The sequence below is a fragment of the Streptomyces lushanensis genome (assembly GCF_001700515.1).
Classification (GTDB): Bacteria; Actinomycetota; Actinomycetes; order Streptomycetales; family Streptomycetaceae; genus Streptomyces; species Streptomyces lushanensis.
The window spans coordinates 31,125-49,709 of record NZ_MAUD01000258.1; the positions used below are offsets into that span (position 1 = coordinate 31,125).

General features: G+C 71.6%; 13 protein-coding genes. 4 read left to right on the forward strand and 9 right to left on the reverse strand.

The window, feature by feature from the left end; translation table 11 throughout:
* Nucleotides 1-13: 13 nt before the first annotated feature.
* The 9 genes from murG to rsmH form a co-directional block, all read right to left on the reverse strand.
* Nucleotides 14-1,108: an undecaprenyldiphospho-muramoylpentapeptide beta-N-acetylglucosaminyltransferase gene (gene murG / locus BFF77_RS21070; protein WP_066952260.1), complete on the reverse strand. Its 1,095-nt coding sequence runs from the start codon at nucleotides 1,106-1,108 to the stop codon at nucleotides 14-16.
* Nucleotides 1,109-1,114: 6 nt separating this feature from the next.
* Nucleotides 1,115-2,440 carry a putative lipid II flippase FtsW gene (ftsW, locus tag BFF77_RS21075; RefSeq protein WP_107422209.1) on the reverse strand — a complete coding sequence of 442 codons (1,326 nt, stop codon included), beginning with the start codon at nucleotides 2,438-2,440 and terminating at the stop codon, nucleotides 1,115-1,117.
* A 473-nt stretch (nucleotides 2,441-2,913) separates the two neighbouring features.
* Complete coding sequence (murD, locus tag BFF77_RS21080; RefSeq protein ID WP_425424407.1) at nucleotides 2,914-4,323, reverse strand: UDP-N-acetylmuramoyl-L-alanine--D-glutamate ligase; 1,410 nt, start codon at nucleotides 4,321-4,323, stop codon at nucleotides 2,914-2,916.
* On the reverse strand, nucleotides 4,320-5,390 hold the full coding sequence (gene mraY / locus BFF77_RS21085) for a phospho-N-acetylmuramoyl-pentapeptide-transferase (RefSeq protein WP_066952262.1): 1,071 nt from the start codon (nucleotides 5,388-5,390) through the stop codon (nucleotides 4,320-4,322). The genes murD and mraY overlap by 4 nt, the downstream gene beginning before the upstream one ends.
* Entirely contained in the window at nucleotides 5,387-6,817 is a 1,431-nt protein-coding gene (locus BFF77_RS21090) for a UDP-N-acetylmuramoyl-tripeptide--D-alanyl-D-alanine ligase (RefSeq protein ID WP_066952264.1), read from the reverse strand. The genes mraY and BFF77_RS21090 overlap by 4 nt, the downstream gene beginning before the upstream one ends.
* Before the next feature lie 4 nt (nucleotides 6,818-6,821).
* Nucleotides 6,822-8,528 carry a UDP-N-acetylmuramoyl-L-alanyl-D-glutamate--2,6-diaminopimelate ligase gene (locus BFF77_RS21095; protein WP_425424408.1) on the reverse strand — a complete coding sequence of 569 codons (1,707 nt, stop codon included), beginning with the start codon at nucleotides 8,526-8,528 and terminating at the stop codon, nucleotides 6,822-6,824.
* Nucleotides 8,529-8,692: 164 nt separating this feature from the next.
* The gene (locus BFF77_RS21100) at nucleotides 8,693-10,735 is read right to left on the reverse strand and encodes a peptidoglycan D,D-transpeptidase FtsI family protein (RefSeq protein ID WP_066952266.1); all 2,043 of its coding nucleotides are present in this window, start codon (nucleotides 10,733-10,735) and stop codon (nucleotides 8,693-8,695) included.
* 4 nt (nucleotides 10,736-10,739) lie between these two features.
* On the reverse strand, nucleotides 10,740-11,411 hold the full coding sequence (gene ftsL / locus BFF77_RS37010) for a cell division protein FtsL (protein ID WP_079125355.1): 672 nt from the start codon (nucleotides 11,409-11,411) through the stop codon (nucleotides 10,740-10,742).
* Complete coding sequence (gene rsmH, locus BFF77_RS21110) at nucleotides 11,408-12,364, reverse strand: 16S rRNA (cytosine(1402)-N(4))-methyltransferase RsmH (protein WP_066952268.1); 957 nt, start codon at nucleotides 12,362-12,364, stop codon at nucleotides 11,408-11,410. Before rsmH ends, ftsL begins: the two co-directional genes overlap by 4 nt.
* Nucleotides 12,365-12,859: 495 nt before the next feature.
* Between rsmH and BFF77_RS21115 the strand changes: the two genes are divergently transcribed.
* The 4 genes from BFF77_RS21115 (at nucleotide 12,860) to BFF77_RS21130 (ending at nucleotide 18,498) form a co-directional block, all read left to right on the forward strand.
* Complete coding sequence (locus BFF77_RS21115; protein ID WP_066952270.1) at nucleotides 12,860-13,423, forward strand: beta-class carbonic anhydrase; 564 nt, start codon at nucleotides 12,860-12,862, stop codon at nucleotides 13,421-13,423.
* A gap of 223 nt (nucleotides 13,424-13,646) precedes the next feature.
* Nucleotides 13,647-14,723, forward strand: coding sequence for an AAA family ATPase (locus tag BFF77_RS21120; RefSeq protein WP_066952273.1), 1,077 nt, complete (start codon nucleotides 13,647-13,649; stop codon nucleotides 14,721-14,723).
* Entirely contained in the window at nucleotides 14,723-16,075 is a 1,353-nt protein-coding gene (locus tag BFF77_RS21125; RefSeq protein ID WP_066952275.1) for a DUF58 domain-containing protein, read from the forward strand. The genes BFF77_RS21120 and BFF77_RS21125 overlap by 1 nt, the downstream gene beginning before the upstream one ends.
* Entirely contained in the window at nucleotides 16,072-18,498 is a 2,427-nt protein-coding gene (locus BFF77_RS21130; RefSeq protein ID WP_066952277.1) for a transglutaminase TgpA family protein, read from the forward strand. The genes BFF77_RS21125 and BFF77_RS21130 overlap by 4 nt, the downstream gene beginning before the upstream one ends.
* Nucleotides 18,499-18,585: the final 87 nt, after the last annotated feature.

Here is an 18,585-nt window from a genome sequence, read left to right on the forward strand (position 1 = left end):
CTCCCCTGCCTCCCTACGCCTGACGGCGTGCGGCGATCGCCTCGTACACCATGCCGACCAGCAGGTCGTCGGCGTCCCTGCGGCCGAACTCGGCGGCGGCGCGGGACATCTCGTACAACCGGTGCGGATCGGAGAGCACCGGAAGGACCTGGCTCTGCACCCACTCGGGCGTGAGTTCGGCGTCGTCGACCAGCAGGCCGCCGCCGGCCTTCACCACCGGCTGGGCGTTGAGCCGCTGTTCGCCGTTGCCGATCGGCAACGGGACATAGGCGGCGGGCAGCCCGACGGCGGAGAGTTCGGCGACGGTCATCGCGCCCGCGCGGCAGAGCATCATGTCGGCCGCGGCGTACGCGAGATCCATCCGGTCCACATACGGTACCGGGATATAGGGCGGCATTCCGGGCATGTTGTCCACGCGCGGCATCTCATTCTTGGGACCGACCGCGTGCAGGATCTGGATACCGGAGCGCTGGAGCACCGGAGCGATCTGCTGGATCACCTCGTTGAGCCGGCGCGCGCCCTGCGAGCCGCCGGAGACGAGCAGCGTCGGCAGGTTCGGGTCGAGCCCGAAGGCGGCGCGCGCCTCTGGACGCGCCCGCGCCCGGTCGAGCGTGGCGATCGAACGGCGCAGCGGGATACCGATGTACCGCGCGTTGCGGAGCTTGCTGTCCGGCGTGGAGACGGCCACTCCGGCCGCGTAGCGCGAACCGATCTTGTTGGCCAGTCCCGGCCTCGCGTTGGCCTCGTGGACGATGATCGGCACCCCGAGCCGTTTCGCCGCGAGATAGCCGGGCAGGGCGACATAGCCGCCGAAGCCCACCACGCAGTCGGCCTTGGTGCGCTCCAGGATCTGCTCGGCCGCCTTGATGGTGCCGCGCAGCCGCCCGGGGACGGTGATCAGCTCGGGTGTGGGCTTGCGCGGCAGCGGTACGGCCGGGATCAGTCCCAGCTCGTAGCCCCGCTCGGGAACGAGCCTGGTCTCCAGTCCGCGCTCCGTGCCGAGGGCCGTGATCCCCACGGTGGGGTCCTGCCTGCGCAGGGCGTCCGCGAGGGCGAGCGCGGGCTCGATGTGGCCGGCGGTCCCCCCACCGGCGAGTACGACATGCACCGAAATTCACCGCTCTCCGGACGGACGCTTCTTGACGCGCCGTCTCATCGTCTTCCATCTCACCCGGGGCCGCCGCATGGCCAGGGCCGCCTTCGCGGCGGGATCCTCTCGCGCGAACGCGATCAGCAGCCCGACGGCGAACATGGTCGGCAGCAGGGCCGATCCTCCGTAGGAGAACAGCGGGAGCGGGACTCCGGCGATCGGCAGCAGACCGAGCACCGCACCGATATTGACCACGGCCTGCGCCGCGATCCAGGTGGTCACACCTCCCGCGGCATACCTCACGAAGGGATCCTCCGTGCGTCCGGCCACGCGGATACCCGCATAGCCTAGAGCCGCGAAGAGGGCGAGTACCGACAGCGTCCCCGCCAGCCCCAGTTCCTCCCCAGTGATGGCGAAAATGAAGTCGGTGTGCGGTTCGGGCAGTTGGCCCCATTTTTCCACACTCGCGCCGAGGCCGGAACCGAACCATCCTCCGGAGGCCAGGGCGTAGATTCCGTGGACCGCCTGCCAGCACTCGCCGTTCGGGCCGAGATCGGTCGCGCCGATGCACGCGAACCGGGAGAGCCGGTTCTCGCTGGTCTTGATCAGTACGAAGCCGACCAGGCCCGCGACGGCGAGCACTCCGGCGAAGAGCCTGGTGGGAGCGCCGGCGAGCCAGAGCAGACCGAAGAGGATGGCGGTCAGGATGATCGCCGTGCCCATGTCTCCGCCGAGCATGATCAGCCCGAGCAGCATGAACGCGACGGGCACGAGCGGCACCAGCAGATGCTTCCACTGGGACAGCAGTCTCCTGTCCTGTTTGCGGGCGAGCAGATCGGCGCCCCACAGGATCAGCGCGAGCTTGGCGAACTCGCTGGGCTGGAGCTGGAACGGGCCGCCCAGATAGATCCAGTTCTGATTGCCCTTGACCGACCGCCCTATCCCGGGGACCTGCACGAGCACCATCAGGAAGACCGCGCCGACCAGCAGCGGATAGGACAGCGCCCGGTGGAGTTTGGTCGGCATCCTGGAGGCGAGCAGCAGCAGTCCGGTGCCGAGGACCACCGCGAGGAACTGTTTGCGGAAGAAGTACGTGGACGGCAGCGAGAGCTGGAGCGCGTAGATCATCGACGCGGAGTACACCATCACCAGACCGAGCACGGTGATCAGCAGACCGCTGCCGAGGATCAGGTAGTACGCGGTCAGCGGCCGGTCCCAGGCCCTGCGTGCCCGCTCGTACAGCCGTCTGGGCCCGCCGCTCCTGGACGGGCGGGGGGCGCCCGTCCTGCCGCCCTGGCGGCGCGCGGCGGGCGGACGGCGTACGGCGGCTCCCGTCGCTCTGCCGCGCAGCGCGCGGCCCTGTCCGAGCCCGGCCAGGGCCTCTGGGCGGGCCGCTGCCGGGCCCCGCGCGCCGCCACCGACGGGCGGGCCCGCGAGCGCGGGCCCGCCCGTCAGACCCCAGCGGTGGAGCGCGGGACGCGGCCCCGGGGGCCGGCCCGACGGCCGTGGCGGTTCGGCCCTGGAGGTGCGGTGGCGGGAATCACGGGACGGGACACCGTCCCCGAAGCCGCCGTCCCCGTGCCTCCCGTGGCCGGACGGGCCCGGACCTTCTGCGGGATACGGTCCGCCGCCGGGGCCCGTGCCCTCCCGGCTTCGCGGGTCCCTGAAGATCCGCCGGACGGGCCTTCGGTCCGCGGTGTCGTCGGCCGGCATCGTCGCTGTCCCCTCCAGTCGTGCCTGGCGCGGCTGCCGGGGATCCGGGGCCCGCGGGGTCACCACGGGTGTCGCGGCCCCGGGACGGCCCGGCACAAGGGCCGGGCCGGTCAGGCGTGCTCGGCGGCGAGTGCGTGTACCGCGTCCGCGAACGCCTCGCCTCGCTTGTTGTAGTTGGCGAACATGTCCATCGAGGCGCAGGCCGGGGCCATCAGTACCGTGTCCCCCGGCTGTGCGAGCCGTGCCGCTTCGCGGACCGCCGCCGACATCGCCCCAGTGTCGGTCCGGTCGAGGTCCACGACCGGGACTTCGGGGGCGTGTCGCGCGAGGGCTTCCCCGATCAGCGCGCGGTCGGCGCCGATCAGGACGACCCCGCGCAGCCGCCGGGCCGACGCCATGACGAGCTCGTCGAAGGTCGCGCCCTTGGCGAGACCGCCCGCGATCCAGACGATCGGGTCGTACGCCGCCAGAGAGGCTTCGGCGGCATGGGTGTTGGTGGCCTTGGAATCGTCGACGTAGGTGATTGCGGCGACTTCCGCGACCAGTTCGATGCGGTGCGGATCGGGACGGAAGGAACGCAGTCCGTCGCGGACGGCGGCCGGCCCGACACCGAAGGCGCGGGCCAGGGCCGCCGCGGCGAGCGCGTTGGCGATGTTGTGCGGTGCCGGTGGCCGGATGTCGGAGACCTGGGCCAGCTCCTGGGCCCGCTCCCGGCGGTTCTCCACGAAGGCGCGGTCGACCAGGATGCCGTCCACGACGCCGAGTTGGGAGGGTCCGGGAGTGCCGAGGGTGAAGCCGATCGCCCGGCAGCCCTCCTCGACGTCGGCCGCCCGCACCAGTTCCTCGGTGGCCGGGTCGGCCGCGTTGTAGACGCAGGCGACGGTGTTGCCCTCGTACACACGGCCCTTGTCGGTGGCGTACGCCTCCATCGAGCCGTGCCAGTCGAGATGGTCGGGCGCGAGATTGAGCACGGCGGCGGAGTGGGCGCGCGGACTCGGCGCCCAGTGGAGCTGATAGCTGGACAGCTCGACGGCGAGGACGTCGTAGGTCTCCTCGCCCGTGACGGCCTCCAGCAGCGAGACCCCGATATTGCCGACGGCGGCCGTACGAAGCCCCGCCGCCGTCAGGATCGAGGCGAGCATCCTGACGGTCGTGGTCTTGCCGTTGGTGCCGGTGACCGCGAGCCAGGGTGCCGCGTCCGGGCCGCGCAGCCGCCAGGCCAGCTCCACATCGCCCCAGATCTCCACACCGGCCGCGGCGGCGGCCGTGAAGAGAGGCTTGTCCGGCCGCCAGCCGGGCGCGGTGACGACCAGCTCGGTGGCCTCGGGCAGGGTCGCCCCGTCCCCGAGGCGCACCGTGATCCCGAGCTTCTCCAGCTCGGCCGCCTGGGCACGGGCGGGCTCGTCGTCCCCGTCGTTGACGACGGTGACCTCGGCGCCGAGAGCGCGCAGGACCCGGGCCGCCGGGACCCCGGAGATCCCGAGACCCGCGACGGTGACCCGCTTGCCGTGCCAGTTCACTTCTCGGCCGCCCAGCCCGCGTAGAAGAGCCCCAGACCCACGATCACACACATGCCCTGGATGATCCAGAACCGGACCACCACAAGGACCTCGGACCACCCCTTGAGTTCGAAGTGGTGCTGGAGCGGTGCCATCCGGAAGACCCGCTTGCCGGTCATCTTGAAGGAACCGACCTGGATGACCACGGACATCGTGATCATCACGAACAGACCGCCGAGGAGCGCGATCAGGAACTCCGTGCGGGAGCAGATCGCGAGACCGGCGAGCGCGCCGCCGAGCGCGAGCGAGCCGGTGTCCCCCATGAAGATCTTGGCGGGCGAGGTGTTCCACCACAGGAAGCCGAAGCAGGAGCCCATCAGGGCCGAGGCGACGACCGCGAGGTCGAGTGGATCTCTTACCTCGAAACACGCGTTGGGATTGGTCAGGGTCAGCGCGTTGGCACAGGACTCCTGGAACTGCCAGAGCCCGATGAAGGTGTACGCGCCGAAGACCATCACCGAGGCGCCGGTGGCCAGACCGTCCAGACCGTCGGTGAGATTCACGCCGTTGGACATCGCGAGAATCATGAAGAGCGCCCAGACCACGAACAGCACCGGGCCGATCGACCAGCCGAAGTCCATGATGAACGACAGCCGGGTGGAGGCCGGGGTGTTGCCGCGGTAGTCGGCGAACTGGAGCGACAGCACCGCGAAGGCGATGCCGACGATGAGCTGGCCCGCCATCTTCGCCTTGGCCCGCAGGCCCAGCGAACGCTGTTTCACGATCTTGATGTAGTCGTCCAGGAACCCGACGAGTCCCATGCCGGCCATCAGGAAGAGGACCAGCACACCCGAGAAGGTCGGATCCTCGCCGGTGATCACCTTCGCCAGGGCGTAGGCGATCAGTGTGGCGATGATGAAGGAGATACCGCCCATGGTGGGCGTGCCCTTCTTGCTGCCATGCGTACGCGGGCCGTCGTCCCGGATGAACTGCCCGTATCCCTTGCGGGCCAGGAGCTTGATCAGCAGCGGTGTGCCGATCAGGGTCAGGAAGAGCCCGATGGCTCCCGCGAAGAGGATCTGCCTCATCGGCCGGCGACCTCGCCCTCGCTGGCGCTTTCGAGCAGTGCCAGGGCGACCCGTTCAAGACCGGCCGACCTGGAAGCCTTCACCAGCACGACGTCTCCCGGACGCAGCTCACTGCGCAACAGGTCGACCGCCGCCCGCGCGTCGGACACGTGCACCGACTCCTCACCCCACGAACCCTCGTTGTAAGCGCCCAATTGCAGCCAGGACGCTTCCCTGCCCCCGACTGCCACGAGCTTGCTGACGTTGAGCCGGACGGCGAGCCGTCCGACCGCGTCGTGCTCGGCGAGCGAGTCGTCCCCCAGCTCGGCCATCGGGCCGAGCACCGCCCACGTACGGCCCCCGGCGGCCCGTGAGGCACCGCCCATGGCGACCAGCGCGCGGAGCGCCGCTCTCATGGATTCGGGATTCGCGTTGTAGGCGTCGTTGACGATCGTCACGCCGTCCGCGCGCTCGGTGACCTCCATACGCCAGCGGGAGAGGGTTCCCGCCTCGGAGAGCGCCACGGCGATCTCGTCGACGGACATGCCCAACTCATGGGCGACGGCGGCCGCGGCGAGCGCGTTCGACACGTGGTGCTCACCGTACAGCCGCAGTGTCACGTCCCTGCACCCGGAGGGTGTTCGAAGCAGGAAAGAGGGCTGCCCGGTCCCGGTGAGACGGACGTTCTCTGCCCGTACGTCTGCTTCGCCCGCCTCTCCGAACAGCAGGACGCGGGCCTTGGTGCGCGAGGTCATGGCACGTACGAGCGGATCGTCGGCGTTGAGCACGGCCACTCCGCCGTCGGCCGCGGACGGCAGGGACTCCACCATCTCGCCCTTGGCCTCGGCGATCCGCTCACGGCTGCCGAACTCGCCGATGTGGGCGGTGCCGACGTTCAGCACGAGGCCGATCCTGGGCGGCACGAGTCCGGTGAGATAGCGGATGTCGCCGACGTACCGGGCACCCATCTCGAGCACGAGATAGCGGGTGTCCTCGACGGCCCGCAGAGCCGTCACCGGGAGCCCGATCTCGTTGTTCAGATTGCCCTCGGGCCAGACGGTCGGTCCGAGGCGGCTCAGGAGCTGTGCGATCAGGTCCTTGGTGCTGGTCTTGCCGGCGGAGCCGGTGAGGGCGACGGCGGTGGCGCCGAGGCGTTCGACGACGGCGCGGGCGAGGGCTCCGAGGGCCTGGACGACATCGTCGACGACCAACGCGGGCACACCGACGGGGCGGGTGGCCAGGACGGCCACCGCGCCCGCGGCGACGGCGCGCTCCGCGTAGTCGTGACCGTCGACGCGCTCGCCCGCGAAGGCGGCGAAGAGGCTGCCGGGCTCCACCGCGCGGGAGTCGTAGACGACGGATCCGGTGACACTGACGGACTGATCCGGTATGTCGTGCGGCTGCCCGCCGACGATGGCGGCGATCTCGGCGAGGGTGAGGGCGATCACTGGGTCATCCCTGACTGTTGTTCTCGTGGCGGTGCTCGTGACGCTGCTCATGACATGGCTCGGCGGCGCGGTGCGCGGGGCCGGGCTCGTGTCCCGTCCCGTGCCCCTGTTCGTGCCGCAGCGAGCGCTCGATGGCCTCGCGCAGGACCTGGCGGTCGTCGAAGGCGCGTACCACTCCGGCGATGTCCTGGCCCTGCTCATGGCCCTTGCCCGCGACCAGTACGGTGTCGTCGGCGTGCGCGCGGGAGACCACCGCGGCGATCGCGGAGGCGCGGTCGGCGTCGACCAGGACATCGCCGCGCTCATGGACCGGCACCTCGGCGGCGCCGGCCAGCATCGCGGCGAGGATCGCGAGCGGATCCTCGGAGCGCGGGTTGTCCGAGGTCAGTACGGCGGTGTCGGCGAGCCGTGCGGCCGCGGCGCCCATGGGCCCGCGTTTGGTCTCGTCGCGGTCGCCGCCGCAGCCGAGGACGATGTGCACCCTGCCCTTGGTGACCTTGCGCAGGGAGCGCAGGACCGATTCGACGGCGTCCGTCTTGTGGGCGTAGTCGACGACGGCGAGATAGGGCTGGCCCGCGTCCACCCGCTCCAGCCGGCCCGGCACTCCGGGCACCGCGGCGATGCCGTCGGCGGCGGTGTGCGGATCGATCCCGGCGACGGCCAGGGTGACGACCGCGGCCAGGGTGTTGGCGACATTGAACGGGCCGGGCAGCGGCGCCTCGGCCCGGACGCGCTCGCCCTGGGGGCCGACGGCGGTGAAGGTGGAGCCGTGCGAGCCGACCTCGACGTCCTCGGCCCGCCAGTCGGCGTCCGGATGGCCCTCGGCGGAGAAGGTGGTGACCGGGACGGTGGCCTCGACCGCGAGCCTGCGGCCGTAGGAGTCGTCGAAGTTCACGACACCGGCCCTGCTGCGCTCGGGTGTGAACAGCCGGGCCTTCGCCTGGAAGTAGTCCTCCATCCCGGAGTGGAACTCCATGTGCTCCGGGCTGAGGTTGTTGAAGACGGCGACATCGAAGACACAGCCGTCGACCCGGCCGAGCACCAGGGCATGGCTGGAGACCTCCATGGCGACGGAGTCGACTCCGCGCTCCCGCATGACGGCGAAGAGCGCCTGGAGGTCGGTGGCCTCCGGAGTGGTCCGCTCCGACTTGATGCGCTCGTCGCCGATCCGCATCTCGACGGTGCCGATCAGGCCCGTACGGTGGCCCGCGCCGCGCAGTCCGCCCTCGACCAGATACGCCGTGGTGGTCTTGCCCGAGGTGCCGGTGATACCGATCTGGAGCAGGTCGGGGCCCGGATGGCCGTAGATCTCGGCGGCGAGCTCGCCCATGCTGCCCCGGGGGTCGGGGACGACCAGCACGGGCAGTCCGGTGGCCCCGGCCCGCTCGGCGCCCGCCGGATCGGTGAGGATGACGGAGGCGCCGAGGTCGGCGGCCTGGGCGGCGAAGTCGGCGCCGTGGAAGCGGGCACCGGGCAGGGCGGCGTAGACGTCCCCGGGGCGTACCGCCCGGGAGTCATGGGTGATGCCGGTCGCCTCGCCGCGGGCCGCGGGCCTCCCGGGCCGCTCTCCCCCCGCGGGGCCCGCCGTCCGTCCTGCCGCCGGTTCCGGTACCTCCCCCGGGCCCGGTGCCTCGGCTCCCAGCCGGGCCGCCAGCTCCGCGAGGGAGGTCGGGCGGACCCGTTCCGGGCGGGGCGTCCCCGGCTGGTTCACAGGGGCGTCCTTCGGGGTGGTTCGGTACTGATCAGCTTGTGGCACGGCGGTGAGCGTACCGGGCTCCGCGGGCCGCGGGCCAAGTGAGGGGGGCTCCTGCGCGGCGCGTTCCGGGTGGTTCCCCGAATCGGGGGTGATCGTTGTCACTGGCGCTTTCCCTGGGGTCACTCGCCGGGTTTGAAGGTCACCGGCAGACTGGCGGGTTTACTGCCGGTCGGTTCGACCTGCAGGGTCTTGAGTGCGAACTCCATGACCTTCTTGTAGATGGGTCCGCAGATCTGGCCGCCGAAATAGCTGCCCTTGGTCGGGTTCTGGATGGCGCAGTAGACCGTGATCTGCGGATCGTCGGCGGGCGCGAAGCCCGCGAAGGAGGCGGTGTAGCCCTTGTAGCGGCCCAGGTCCGGATCGACCCGGTTGGCCGTACCGGTCTTGCCGGCGACGCGGTAGCCGGGGATACGGGCCTTGGTGCCCGTGCCCTCCTCGTTGCCGACGACCGACTCCAGCATGGTGGCGACGGTCTTCGCGGTCCTCTCGCTGACCACCCGGGTCTTCCTGGGCGCGGGCGCCGGTGTGAAGCGTCCGTCGGGTCCTGTCGTCCCGCGGATGAGCGTCGGTTCGATCCGTACACCGCCGTTGGCGATGGTCGAGTACACCGAGGCGGCCTGCATGGCGTTGAGCGAGAGGCCCTGGCCGAAGGGGATCGTGTACTGCTGCGAGGTGGACCAGTCCTCGGGCTTGGCGAGGATGCCCTGGGTCTCGCCCGGATAGTTCAGTCCGGAGGGCCGGCCGATGCCGAACTTGGTCAGATAGGCGTGGAGGACCTTGTTGGCCTCGGGCTGGGTCCTGCCGAGCTGGCCGGTCGCCAGGATGGTGCCGATGTTGGAGGACTTGGCGAGGACGCCGTTGAGCGTCAGATACCAGGTCGGGTGGTCGATGTCGTCCTTGAAGAGCCGGTCGCCCCGGTGCAGCCGGTTGGGGACGACGACATGGGTGTCGGGGGTCGCGGCCTTCTCCTCCAGTACGGCGGCCATGGACATGACCTTGCTGGTGGAGCCGGGCTCGTAGACGTCCTGGAGGGCCGCGTTGCCCATGGCGGCGGTGTCGGCCTGGGAGAGGTCGTTGGGGTCGAAGCCGGGAGCGTTGGCCATGGCGAGCACCTCGCCGGTCCTGGTGTTCTGGACCATGACATAGCCGCGGTCAGCCTTGGAGGCGCGCACCTGCTCCGAGATGGCCTGCTGGGCCGCCCACTGGATGTCGCGGTCGATGGTCAGCTCGATGTCGGAGCCGGGCACCGCGGGCTTCTCCCGGGAGCTGGCGGTGGGGACGCGACGGCCGCCGGACTGGGCATAGGTGACCTCTCCGTCCTCGCCCGCCAGTGCCTTGTCGAGCATGGACTCGACGCCGCCCGCGCCATGGCCCGCGGCGTTGACGTATCCCAGTATCCCGGCGGCGAGATCACCGTTGGGGTACACGCGCTTGCTGCTGGTCTCCTGGAAGACACCGGCCAGCACACTGACGCCGGTGCCGCTCGCGGTGCCCGTCGCGCCGTCGTCCTCGGCCGCCGCCTTCTCGCTCTCCTGCTGCTCCTTGCTCGCCTTCTGCGCGAGAACGCTCTTGAGGTCCTTGATCTGGTTCCAGACCTGGGGGGTCTGGCGGTGGGCCAGGACGGTGTAGCGGGACTTGGGGGTCCTGAGCCTCTTGACCAGGGTGCGGGTCTCGGCGCCGAGGATCGGGGCGAGCAGCGCCGCCGCCTTCTCGGGCGCGTCGGAGATCTTGCTGAACTCTCTGGTGAACATGTACGGGTCGGCGGTGATGTCGTACGCGTCGACGCTGGTGGCCAGGGCGATCCCGGAGCGGTCGGTGATCTCGCCGCGCTCCGCGTCGATCGTGTGGCTGAGATAGCGGCTCTTCTCCGCCTTGGCCGCGTACGCGCTCGCGTCGACGGCCTGCACCTGGAGCAGCCGGACGACGAACACCAGCATGACCAGCGTCAGGGCGAGGCTGACCAGGCGCAGCCGGGGGCGGGGGCTGCCCAGCCGGATCCGCTGCGGCGCGGGAGCTCCGGCGCGAGGTCTGCGGACCGGGGGGCGGCCGGCGGGCCGGTTCCGGCCGGCGCCGCCCGAGCGCGCCGGGCTGCCGGAGCGGGCGGAACCGCCCGAGCGCGCGGGACCGGGCACCCTGCGGCGTGGTGGTTCCTTGGAGGGCACTGGGTCACCTGCCGGAGGTTGTCGGGGCCGGAGTGCCCGGTGCCGGTACGGGAGCCTGCCGTACACCCGTGGAGGCGTACGGGGAGACCTGGGGCACCGGCAGGGACGGGCCGGCCTCGGCCGGGGCCGTGGCCGGGGGCAGGACCGGTACGGGGGGTGCGGGGACCGGTTGTACGGCAGTGGCCGGGGCGCCCGGGTCGGCGGGGACGACGGGCGTGGGCACGGGAGCCGTCGGCGCCTCCTGTTCCATGGCCGACGGCTGGACGAAGGGCTGGGAGAGCTGCGCGGAAGGCTCCGCGGAGCTCTTCGCGTCGCTCCCGCCGGCGACTCCCCGGACCGTACCGTCGGGATTGAGGAAGGCCGGGCTGCCGCCGGGCACCATGCCCAGTTCACGGGCGCGCCGCTCCAGGGCGTACGGCGCGGAGTAGGCGTCCACGTCCTTCTGCAGGGCCTGCTGTTCGTCGGTGAGGTCGGTGGTCCGCTTCTTCAGTTCGCTCAGCCGGAACGAGCCCTCGTTGAGCGCGGAGTTCAGCAGCAGCAGAGTGATCAGTCCGCCGCCGAGGAGCAGCACGACCAGCAGGACGAAGGGAGTGCGGGCCGCCGAGCTGGACCCGGCGGGCATGAGCTGGGCGAGCCGGGCCGCCCGCCCCTTCAGCTGCTTGGCCGGTCCGCTCACCGGACGTCCTCCCGGATCCGCTGCGCCCCCCGCAGCCGGGCCGGGGCGGCCCGGCGGTTCTCGGCGACCTCTTCCTCCGTGGGAAGTTCGGCGCCGCGCGTGAGCAGTCTCAGACGGGGCTGGTAGCGCTCGGGCACCACGGGCAGTCCGGGCGGCGCGGTGGTGGCCGCGCCCGCCGCGAAGACCTGCTTGACGAGGCGGTCCTCCAGCGAGTGGTAGGAGAGGACGGCGATCCGGCCGCCGACGGCGAGGCTTCCCACGGCCGCCGGGATCGCCCGCTCCAGGACGGCCAGCTCTCCGTTGACCTCGATGCGCAGGGCCTGGAAGGTGCGTTTGGCGGGGTTGCCACCGGTGCGTTTGGCGGCCTGCGGCAGCGCGTCCCGGATCAGTTCGACCAGCCGGGCGCTGTGGGTGAAGGGCTCCTTGTCCCGTTCCCTGACGACCGCCGAGACGATCCGCTTGGCCTGCTTCTCCTCGCCGTACGCGCGCAGGATCCGTACCAGCTCGCCGGGCGGATAGGTGTTGAGGACCTCGGCGGCGCTGACTCCCGCCGTCTGGTCCATCCGCATGTCGAGCGGGGAGTCCTGGGCGTAGGCGAAGCCGCGCTCCGCCTCGTCGAGCTGCATGGAGGAGACGCCGAGGTCGAAGAGGACGCCCTGGACCCGGGAGACACCCAGCTTGTCGAGCACCTCGGGCAGTTCGTCGTAGACGGCGTGCACGAGAGTGGCGCGGTCCGCGTACGGGGCGAGCCGCTCGCCGGAGAGCCGCAGCGCCTCCTGGTCGCGGTCGAGCGCGATCAGCCGTACGCCGGGGAAGGCGCCGAGCAGCGCCTCGCTGTGGCCGCCGAGGCCGAGGGTGCAGTCCACGACGACCGCGCCGGGCCCGTCGAGCGCGGGTGCCAGCAGGTCGAGGCACCGCCGGAGCATCACCGGGACATGCCGGACCTCGTTCATACCCGCTCCTCGCGGGGGCGGCCGGGTGCCGCCGGCCGGTGTTCCGCGGGCGCGCGGCCTTCCGTGACTCGCTCGCTGCGCTCGCTCATGCGCCCTCTCAGGTCCGGCGCGGCGATACGTACCGTCCGGTCCCCGCCCGCTCAGAAGGGGAGGTGGTCCGCCGGCGCCGGAAAGGGCGTCGGCCGACCGTCGGGCGGGAGGAGGCCGAGCCGCACGTACGCCGCACTCGCGGGGAATTCGGAATGTGTCCGGGACGTGCCCGGGACTTCCGCCACTTTAGTCCACCGGTACGCGCGGTTTCCGGTCAAGCGGACGGCCAGCGCGTCGCCGCGCGCACTCTCCACAAGACCATAAACGCCGCAATCCACCTGTTCGGATCCACCCCGCTCACCCTTGTGGGGTAGGTCACACGCCGCCGAGTTGACGCTCTTTGTCCCCATCTCGCCCCGGTACCGCCTCGGGCCTTACCGGCGCCGGACCATTACCGTCGTAGGTATGTCGACTTCCGCACATCTCCCCGCAGAGCCCGCCACGGCTCCCGCCGGTGCGGCACGCACCGGAGGAACGGTCACCGACCGCCTCGTGGAGGCGAACCTCCGCTACGCCGCCGGGTTCGACGACCCCGGGATGGACGCACGCCCCGTGCTCCGGGTCGCCGTCGTCGCGTGCATGGACGCCAGGCTCGACCTGCACGACGCCCTCGGACTCTCCCTGGGCGACTGCCACACCATCCGCAACGCGGGCGGCGTGGTCACCGACGACGTCATCCGCTCCCTCACCATCAGCCAGCGCGCGCTCGGCACCCGCAGCGTGGCGCTGATCCACCACACCGGCTGCGGCCTGGAGAGCCTCACCGAGGACTTCCGGCACGAACTGGAGATGGAGGTGGGCCAGCGGCCGTCCTGGGCCGTGGAGGCGTTCCGCGACGTCGATCAGGACGTACGCCAGTCGATGCGGCGCATCAGGACGTCACCCTTCCTGCCGCACACCGACGACATACGCGGTTTTGTCTTCGACGTGAAGTCCGGTCTGCTGCGGGAGATCGATCCGTCGGCGTGAGCGTCGGCGGAACCGGCGCGTGAGCGCCGCCGCAACCAGATAGACGGCAAAGCTGACATATCCCACCCACTTATCCACAGGCGAGTGACACGAAGCGGTAACGGCAACAAGAATGCGTCTGTGACAACGTTCCGGAACCTTCCGGGGACGGTGTCCGTGTTTCGGGGTGGGCCGGGCCGTCCGATGAGCATCGGCCCGTTGTAAAAGGGCCGAGGAGGGCCGGGTGACGACCTATGACGATCGAGCGAGCCTCACTGATCTGACCACCACAGCGGAGCGTGTCCGCACATCGGTGGAGGGTGTGATCGAGGGCAAGCCTGAGGTCGTACGGCTTTCGCTGACCGTGCTCCTCGCCGAGGGACATCTTCTGATCGAGGATGTCCCCGGCGTGGGCAAGACCATGCTGGCCAAAGCGCTCGCGCGCTCCATCGACTGTTCGGTGCGGCGTATCCAGTTCACTCCCGACCTGCTGCCCTCGGACATCACCGGGGTGTCCATATACGACCAGCAGCGGCGGGAATTCGAGTTCAAACCGGGCGCGATCTTCGCCCAGATCGTGATCGGCGACGAGATCAACCGCGCCTCGCCCAAGACCCAGTCGGCGCTGCTGGAGTCGATGGAGGAGCGTCAGGTCACCATCGACGGGCAGAGTTATGAACTGCCCAGCCCCTTCATGGTGGTGGCCACGCAGAACCCGGTGGAGATGGAGGGCACGTATCCGCTGCCCGAGGCGCAGCGCGACCGTTTCATGGCCCGGGTGTCGATCGGATATCCCAGCCCCGAGGCCGAGTTGCAGATGCTGGACGTGCACGGCGGGATCTCTCCGCTGGACGACCTCCAGCCGGTGGCCCACGCGCATGACATCGTGAAGCTGATCGACGCGGTGCGCAAGGTCCATGTCGCCGAGTCCGTACGGCGGTACGCCGTGGAGCTGGTCGGGGCCACGCGCAACCACGCGGATCTCAGACTCGGCGCCTCGCCGCGCGCCACGCTCCACCTCCTGCGCGCGGCCAAGGCCGCCGCCGCTCTGAGCGGGCGGGAGTACGCACTGCCGGACGACGTGCAGGCGCTGGCGGTCGCGGTGCTCGCGCACCGTCTGCTGCCCACGGCTCAGGCCCAGTTGAACCGCCGTACCGCCGAGCAGGTCGTGCTGGAGATCCTCCAGCGCGTCCCCGTGCCCACCGCCGACGGCGGCCGTGCCCAGGGCCACCAGATGCCGGGCGGTCCCGCCGGACCCGGGGGACCTGGCGGACCGGCCGGGCCGCTCTACGGCCGGCAGGCCGGCGTACGGCGGCTGTGATGGCGTCCGGGGGGCCGGCCGCGGTGGACGGCGAGGACAAGGGCGGGCTGCGGCCCGCGCTGTCCGGACTGACCACGCGCGGAAGGTCGTTCCTGGCCGCCGGCGTCGCCGCGGCCATCTGCGCCTTCGTCCTGGGCCAGTCGAATCTGCTCCAGGTGGGCTTTCTGCTGATCGCGCTGCCACTGATCTGTGTGGCGGCCCTCTACCACACGCGTTACCGGGTGGCGGGCAGCCGGCGGCTCTCGCCCGCCCGGGTGCCCGCCGGTTCCGAGGCGCGGGTGCATCTGCGGATGGACAACGTCACGCGGATGCCCACCGGACTCCTGATGCTCCAGGACCATGTGCCGTACGTACTGGGCCCGCGGCCCCGGTTCGTGCTCGACCGGGTCGAGCCGGGCGGCCGGCGCGAGGTGTCCTACCGGGTCCGTTCCGATCTGCGCGGACGGTATCCGCTCGGTCCCCTCCAGCTACGGCTGAGCGACCCCTTCGGCATGTGCGAACTGACGCGCTCGTTCAGCGCGTTCGACACCCTGACCGTCGTCCCGCGCACCGAGCCGCTGCCGCCGGTGCGCCTCGCGGGCGAGTCACCGGCGTACGGCGACGGACGGCAGCGCTCCCAGGCGCTGGCCGGCGAGGACGACGTGATTCCGCGCGGCTACCGCCACGGTGACGATCTGCGCCGCGTGCACTGGCGCTCCACCGCGCGGTACGGCGAGCTGATGGTGCGTCGCGAGGAGCAGCCGCAGCGGGCGAGATGCACGGTGCTGCTGGACACCAGACGGAGCGCCTACCACGGCGCGGGTCCCGACTCGGCCTTCGAGTGGGCGGTGTCGGGCGCGGCCTCCGCGCTGGTCCATATGCTGGAACGCGGCTTCGCGGTCAGGCTGTTGACGGACACGGGCAGTTCGGTGCCGGGCGAGGGGGCCGACGGCTACGCGGGGGCGACCCAGGGAGCGGCCGACTCGGCCGGACTGCTGATGGACACCCTCGCGGTCGTCGACCACTCCGACACCCATGGGCTCTCCGGCGCGTACGAGGTGCTGCGCGGCGGCGAGGGGCTGCTGGTGGCCTTCTTCGGTGATCTGGACGAGGAGCAGACCGCGGTGGTGGCCCGGATGCGGCAGCGCAGCGGTGTCGCCGTCGCCTTCGTACTCGACAGCAACGGCTGGGCGCAGGGCATGGGGCCCGCCAACCCCGTCGAGGAGCGGCTGCGCCGACTCCGCGAGGCGGGCTGGACGGCGCTGGCGGTGCCTCCGGGCGCCGCGCTGCCCGAGCTGTGGCGGCAGGCCGCGCGGCAGCGCTCCGAATCAGCCGTCACGGGCGGTCCAGGCTTCACCGGAGGATGGTCATGAGCGGAAGTGCACGGCTGGCGCTCTGTTCGTTCGCCGCGACGCTGATGGCGGCGGGCGCCCTGGTGCCACTGGTCCGGCCGACCACCTGGCTGCTGCAGACAGCGGTCATGGTGGCGGTGCTGGGCGCGGTGGGCGCGCTGGCCCGGCGGGTGCCGCTGGCCCGGACGCTGACCGTGGCGCTCCAGGCCGTCGTCGCCCTGCTGATGCTCACGGTGGTCTTCGCCGGGGACCGGGCGCTGCTCGGTGTCCTGCCGACGCCCGGAGTCTTCCAGGAGTTCGGGCATCTTCTGACGGTGGGCGGCGAGGATGTGGGGCGGTATGCCATACCGGCGCCCGCCACCGACGGCATCCGCCTGATGCTGGTGGGCGGTGTGCTGCTGATCGGGCTCGCGGTGGACGCCCTCGCGGTGACGTTCCGCAGCGCGGCCCCGGCCGGGCTGCCGCTGCTCGCGCTCTACTCGGTCGCCGCGGGGCTCTCCGGCGGTGACGGCGGCTCATGGTGGTTCCTGCTCGCGGCGGCCGGTTATCTGCTGCTGCTCCTGGCCGAGGGCCGGGACCGGCTGTCGCAGTGGGGGCGGGTGTTCGGTGGCGCGTCACGCGCGCAGGGCCGGTTCACGGCCGGTCTGGAGGCGGCGGGCCGCGCGCCCGCCCCGGTCCGTACCGGGCGCAGGATCGGAGTGGTGGCACTGGGCATAGCCCTGGCGGTCCCGGCTGCCCTGCCCACGCTCGACGGCGGACTGCTGGCGGGCGCCGGCAGCGGGAACGGCTCGGGACTGGGCGGCGGAGGCACCATCTCCGCGGTGAACCCGCTGGTTTCGCTCCAGGACAATCTGAACCAGCCCGAGGACCGCGAGGCGCTGCGCTACAAGACGAACGCGCCGAACACCCAGAGCATGTATCTGCGGATCATGGCGCTGGACAAGTTCGACGGGACGTCCTGGAGGTTCTCGCAGCGCAGGGTCGAGGACGTACCGGACCGGCTGCCCGGGCCCCCCGGCCTGAGCCAGGGCGTGAGCGCGACCGAGATCACGACCAGCATCACGACCGCCGGGTGGTACCGGCAGAACTATCTGCCGATGCCCTATCCCGCGACCCGGGTGGACATCGACGGCCGCTGGCGCTTCGAGCCCGAGGGCCGGACGCTGGTGGGCGACCGCGGGCAGTCGACCCGTGGCGCCCGGTACGAGGTGGGCAGCCTCCAGGTGAATCCGACCAGCGAGCAGCTCGCCGCCGCGCCTCCGGCGCCGGAGTCCCTGCGCCGTGAGTACACCCAGGTCCCGTCGGTCCTGCCGGACGTGGTCAGGAAGACGGCGCTCGATGTCACCGAGGGCGCGGCGAACAACTACGAGAAGGCCGTCAGGCTCCAGGACTGGTTCGCGCTGGACGGCGGCTTCACCTACGACACCCAGGTGGACTCCGGCACCGGTGCCACGGCGATCACGCGCTTCCTGAAGAACAAGGAGGGCTTCTGCGTCCACTTCTCGTTCACGATGGCCGCCATGGCCCGCACCCTGGGCATACCGGCGCGGGTGGCGGTGGGCTTCACGCCCGGCTCTCCGCAGTCGGACGGCAGCATGTCGGTGGGACTGCGGGACGCGCACGCCTGGCCCGAGCTGTACTTCGAAGGTGTCGGGTGGACCCGTTTCGAGCCGACCCCGAGCCGGGGCAGCGCTCCTGACTACACCCGCCCGGACACTCCGACCGGCACCGCGAGCGACCCGAGCGCGCCCGAGGCCAGCGCCTCGGCCGCGCCGCCCGTGGCCCCGGCCCCCTCGCGGAGCTGCCAGGACCCGGCGGCGCCGGCGTCCGACTGCGCCACCGTCGCGCCCAGTGCGGTCACGCCGACCGACGGCGGGGGACTGCCGTGGCAGCTCACCGCGCTGCTGGTCGGTCTGGGTGTGCTGCTCGTCGTGGGAGTGCCGCTGCTGCCACTGCTGTGGCGGAGCGAGACACGGTCCCGGCGGCTGGGCCTCCGCGGGCGCGGGGAGAGCGACGCCGTGGCGCGGACACTCGCGGTCTGGCGGGAAATCACCGACACCGCCTGGGATCACGGCATCCCGCCGGACGAGTCCCGGACACCGCGCAAGACGGCGGCCCGGCTGGTGCGGCTGGGCAAGCTGGAGGGCCCGGCGGCCGAGGCGGTGCACCGTGTCGCCGATTCGGTGGAGCAGGTGCTGTACGCGCCGTCGCCGCGGCCCGGCACAGGACTCGCCGAGGACGCCCGGCTGATCCACGCGGGCCTGCGTGCTCCGGTGAGCCGCTGGACCCGGCTGCGGGCACTGCTGGCGCCGCGCTCGTCCGTACGAGTGGTCTGGGCCGTCTCGGAGCGCCTGCGGGCGTTCACGGCCGGCCTGCGGACGCGCCGGAGGAATACCGCCGGTACGGGCCCGGCAGGCTGGCACCCTTCCCGTCAGCGCGGCTGACCCCCCAGGACGGCAGGGGACGGCAGGGGACGGCAGGGGACGCCACCGACGACACGGCCTGCCCGGGGTACGGCTGAGGGGCGGACG

Excerpts from the sequence above, each read along its gene's own strand:
- mraY (WP_066952262.1), bottom strand. The coding sequence starts at position 5,390 with ATGAGGCAGATCCTCTTCGCGGGAGCCATCGGGCTCTTCCTGACCCTG.
- BFF77_RS21125 (WP_066952275.1), top strand. The coding sequence starts at position 14,723 with ATGGCGTCCGGGGGGCCGGCCGCGGTGGACGGCGAGGACAAGGGCGGG.
- BFF77_RS21115 (WP_066952270.1), top strand. The coding sequence starts at position 12,860 with ATGTCGACTTCCGCACATCTCCCCGCAGAGCCCGCCACGGCTCCCGCC.
- rsmH (WP_066952268.1), bottom strand. The coding sequence starts at position 12,364 with ATGAACGAGGTCCGGCATGTCCCGGTGATGCTCCGGCGGTGCCTCGAC.
- BFF77_RS21130 (WP_066952277.1), top strand. The coding sequence starts at position 16,072 with ATGAGCGGAAGTGCACGGCTGGCGCTCTGTTCGTTCGCCGCGACGCTG.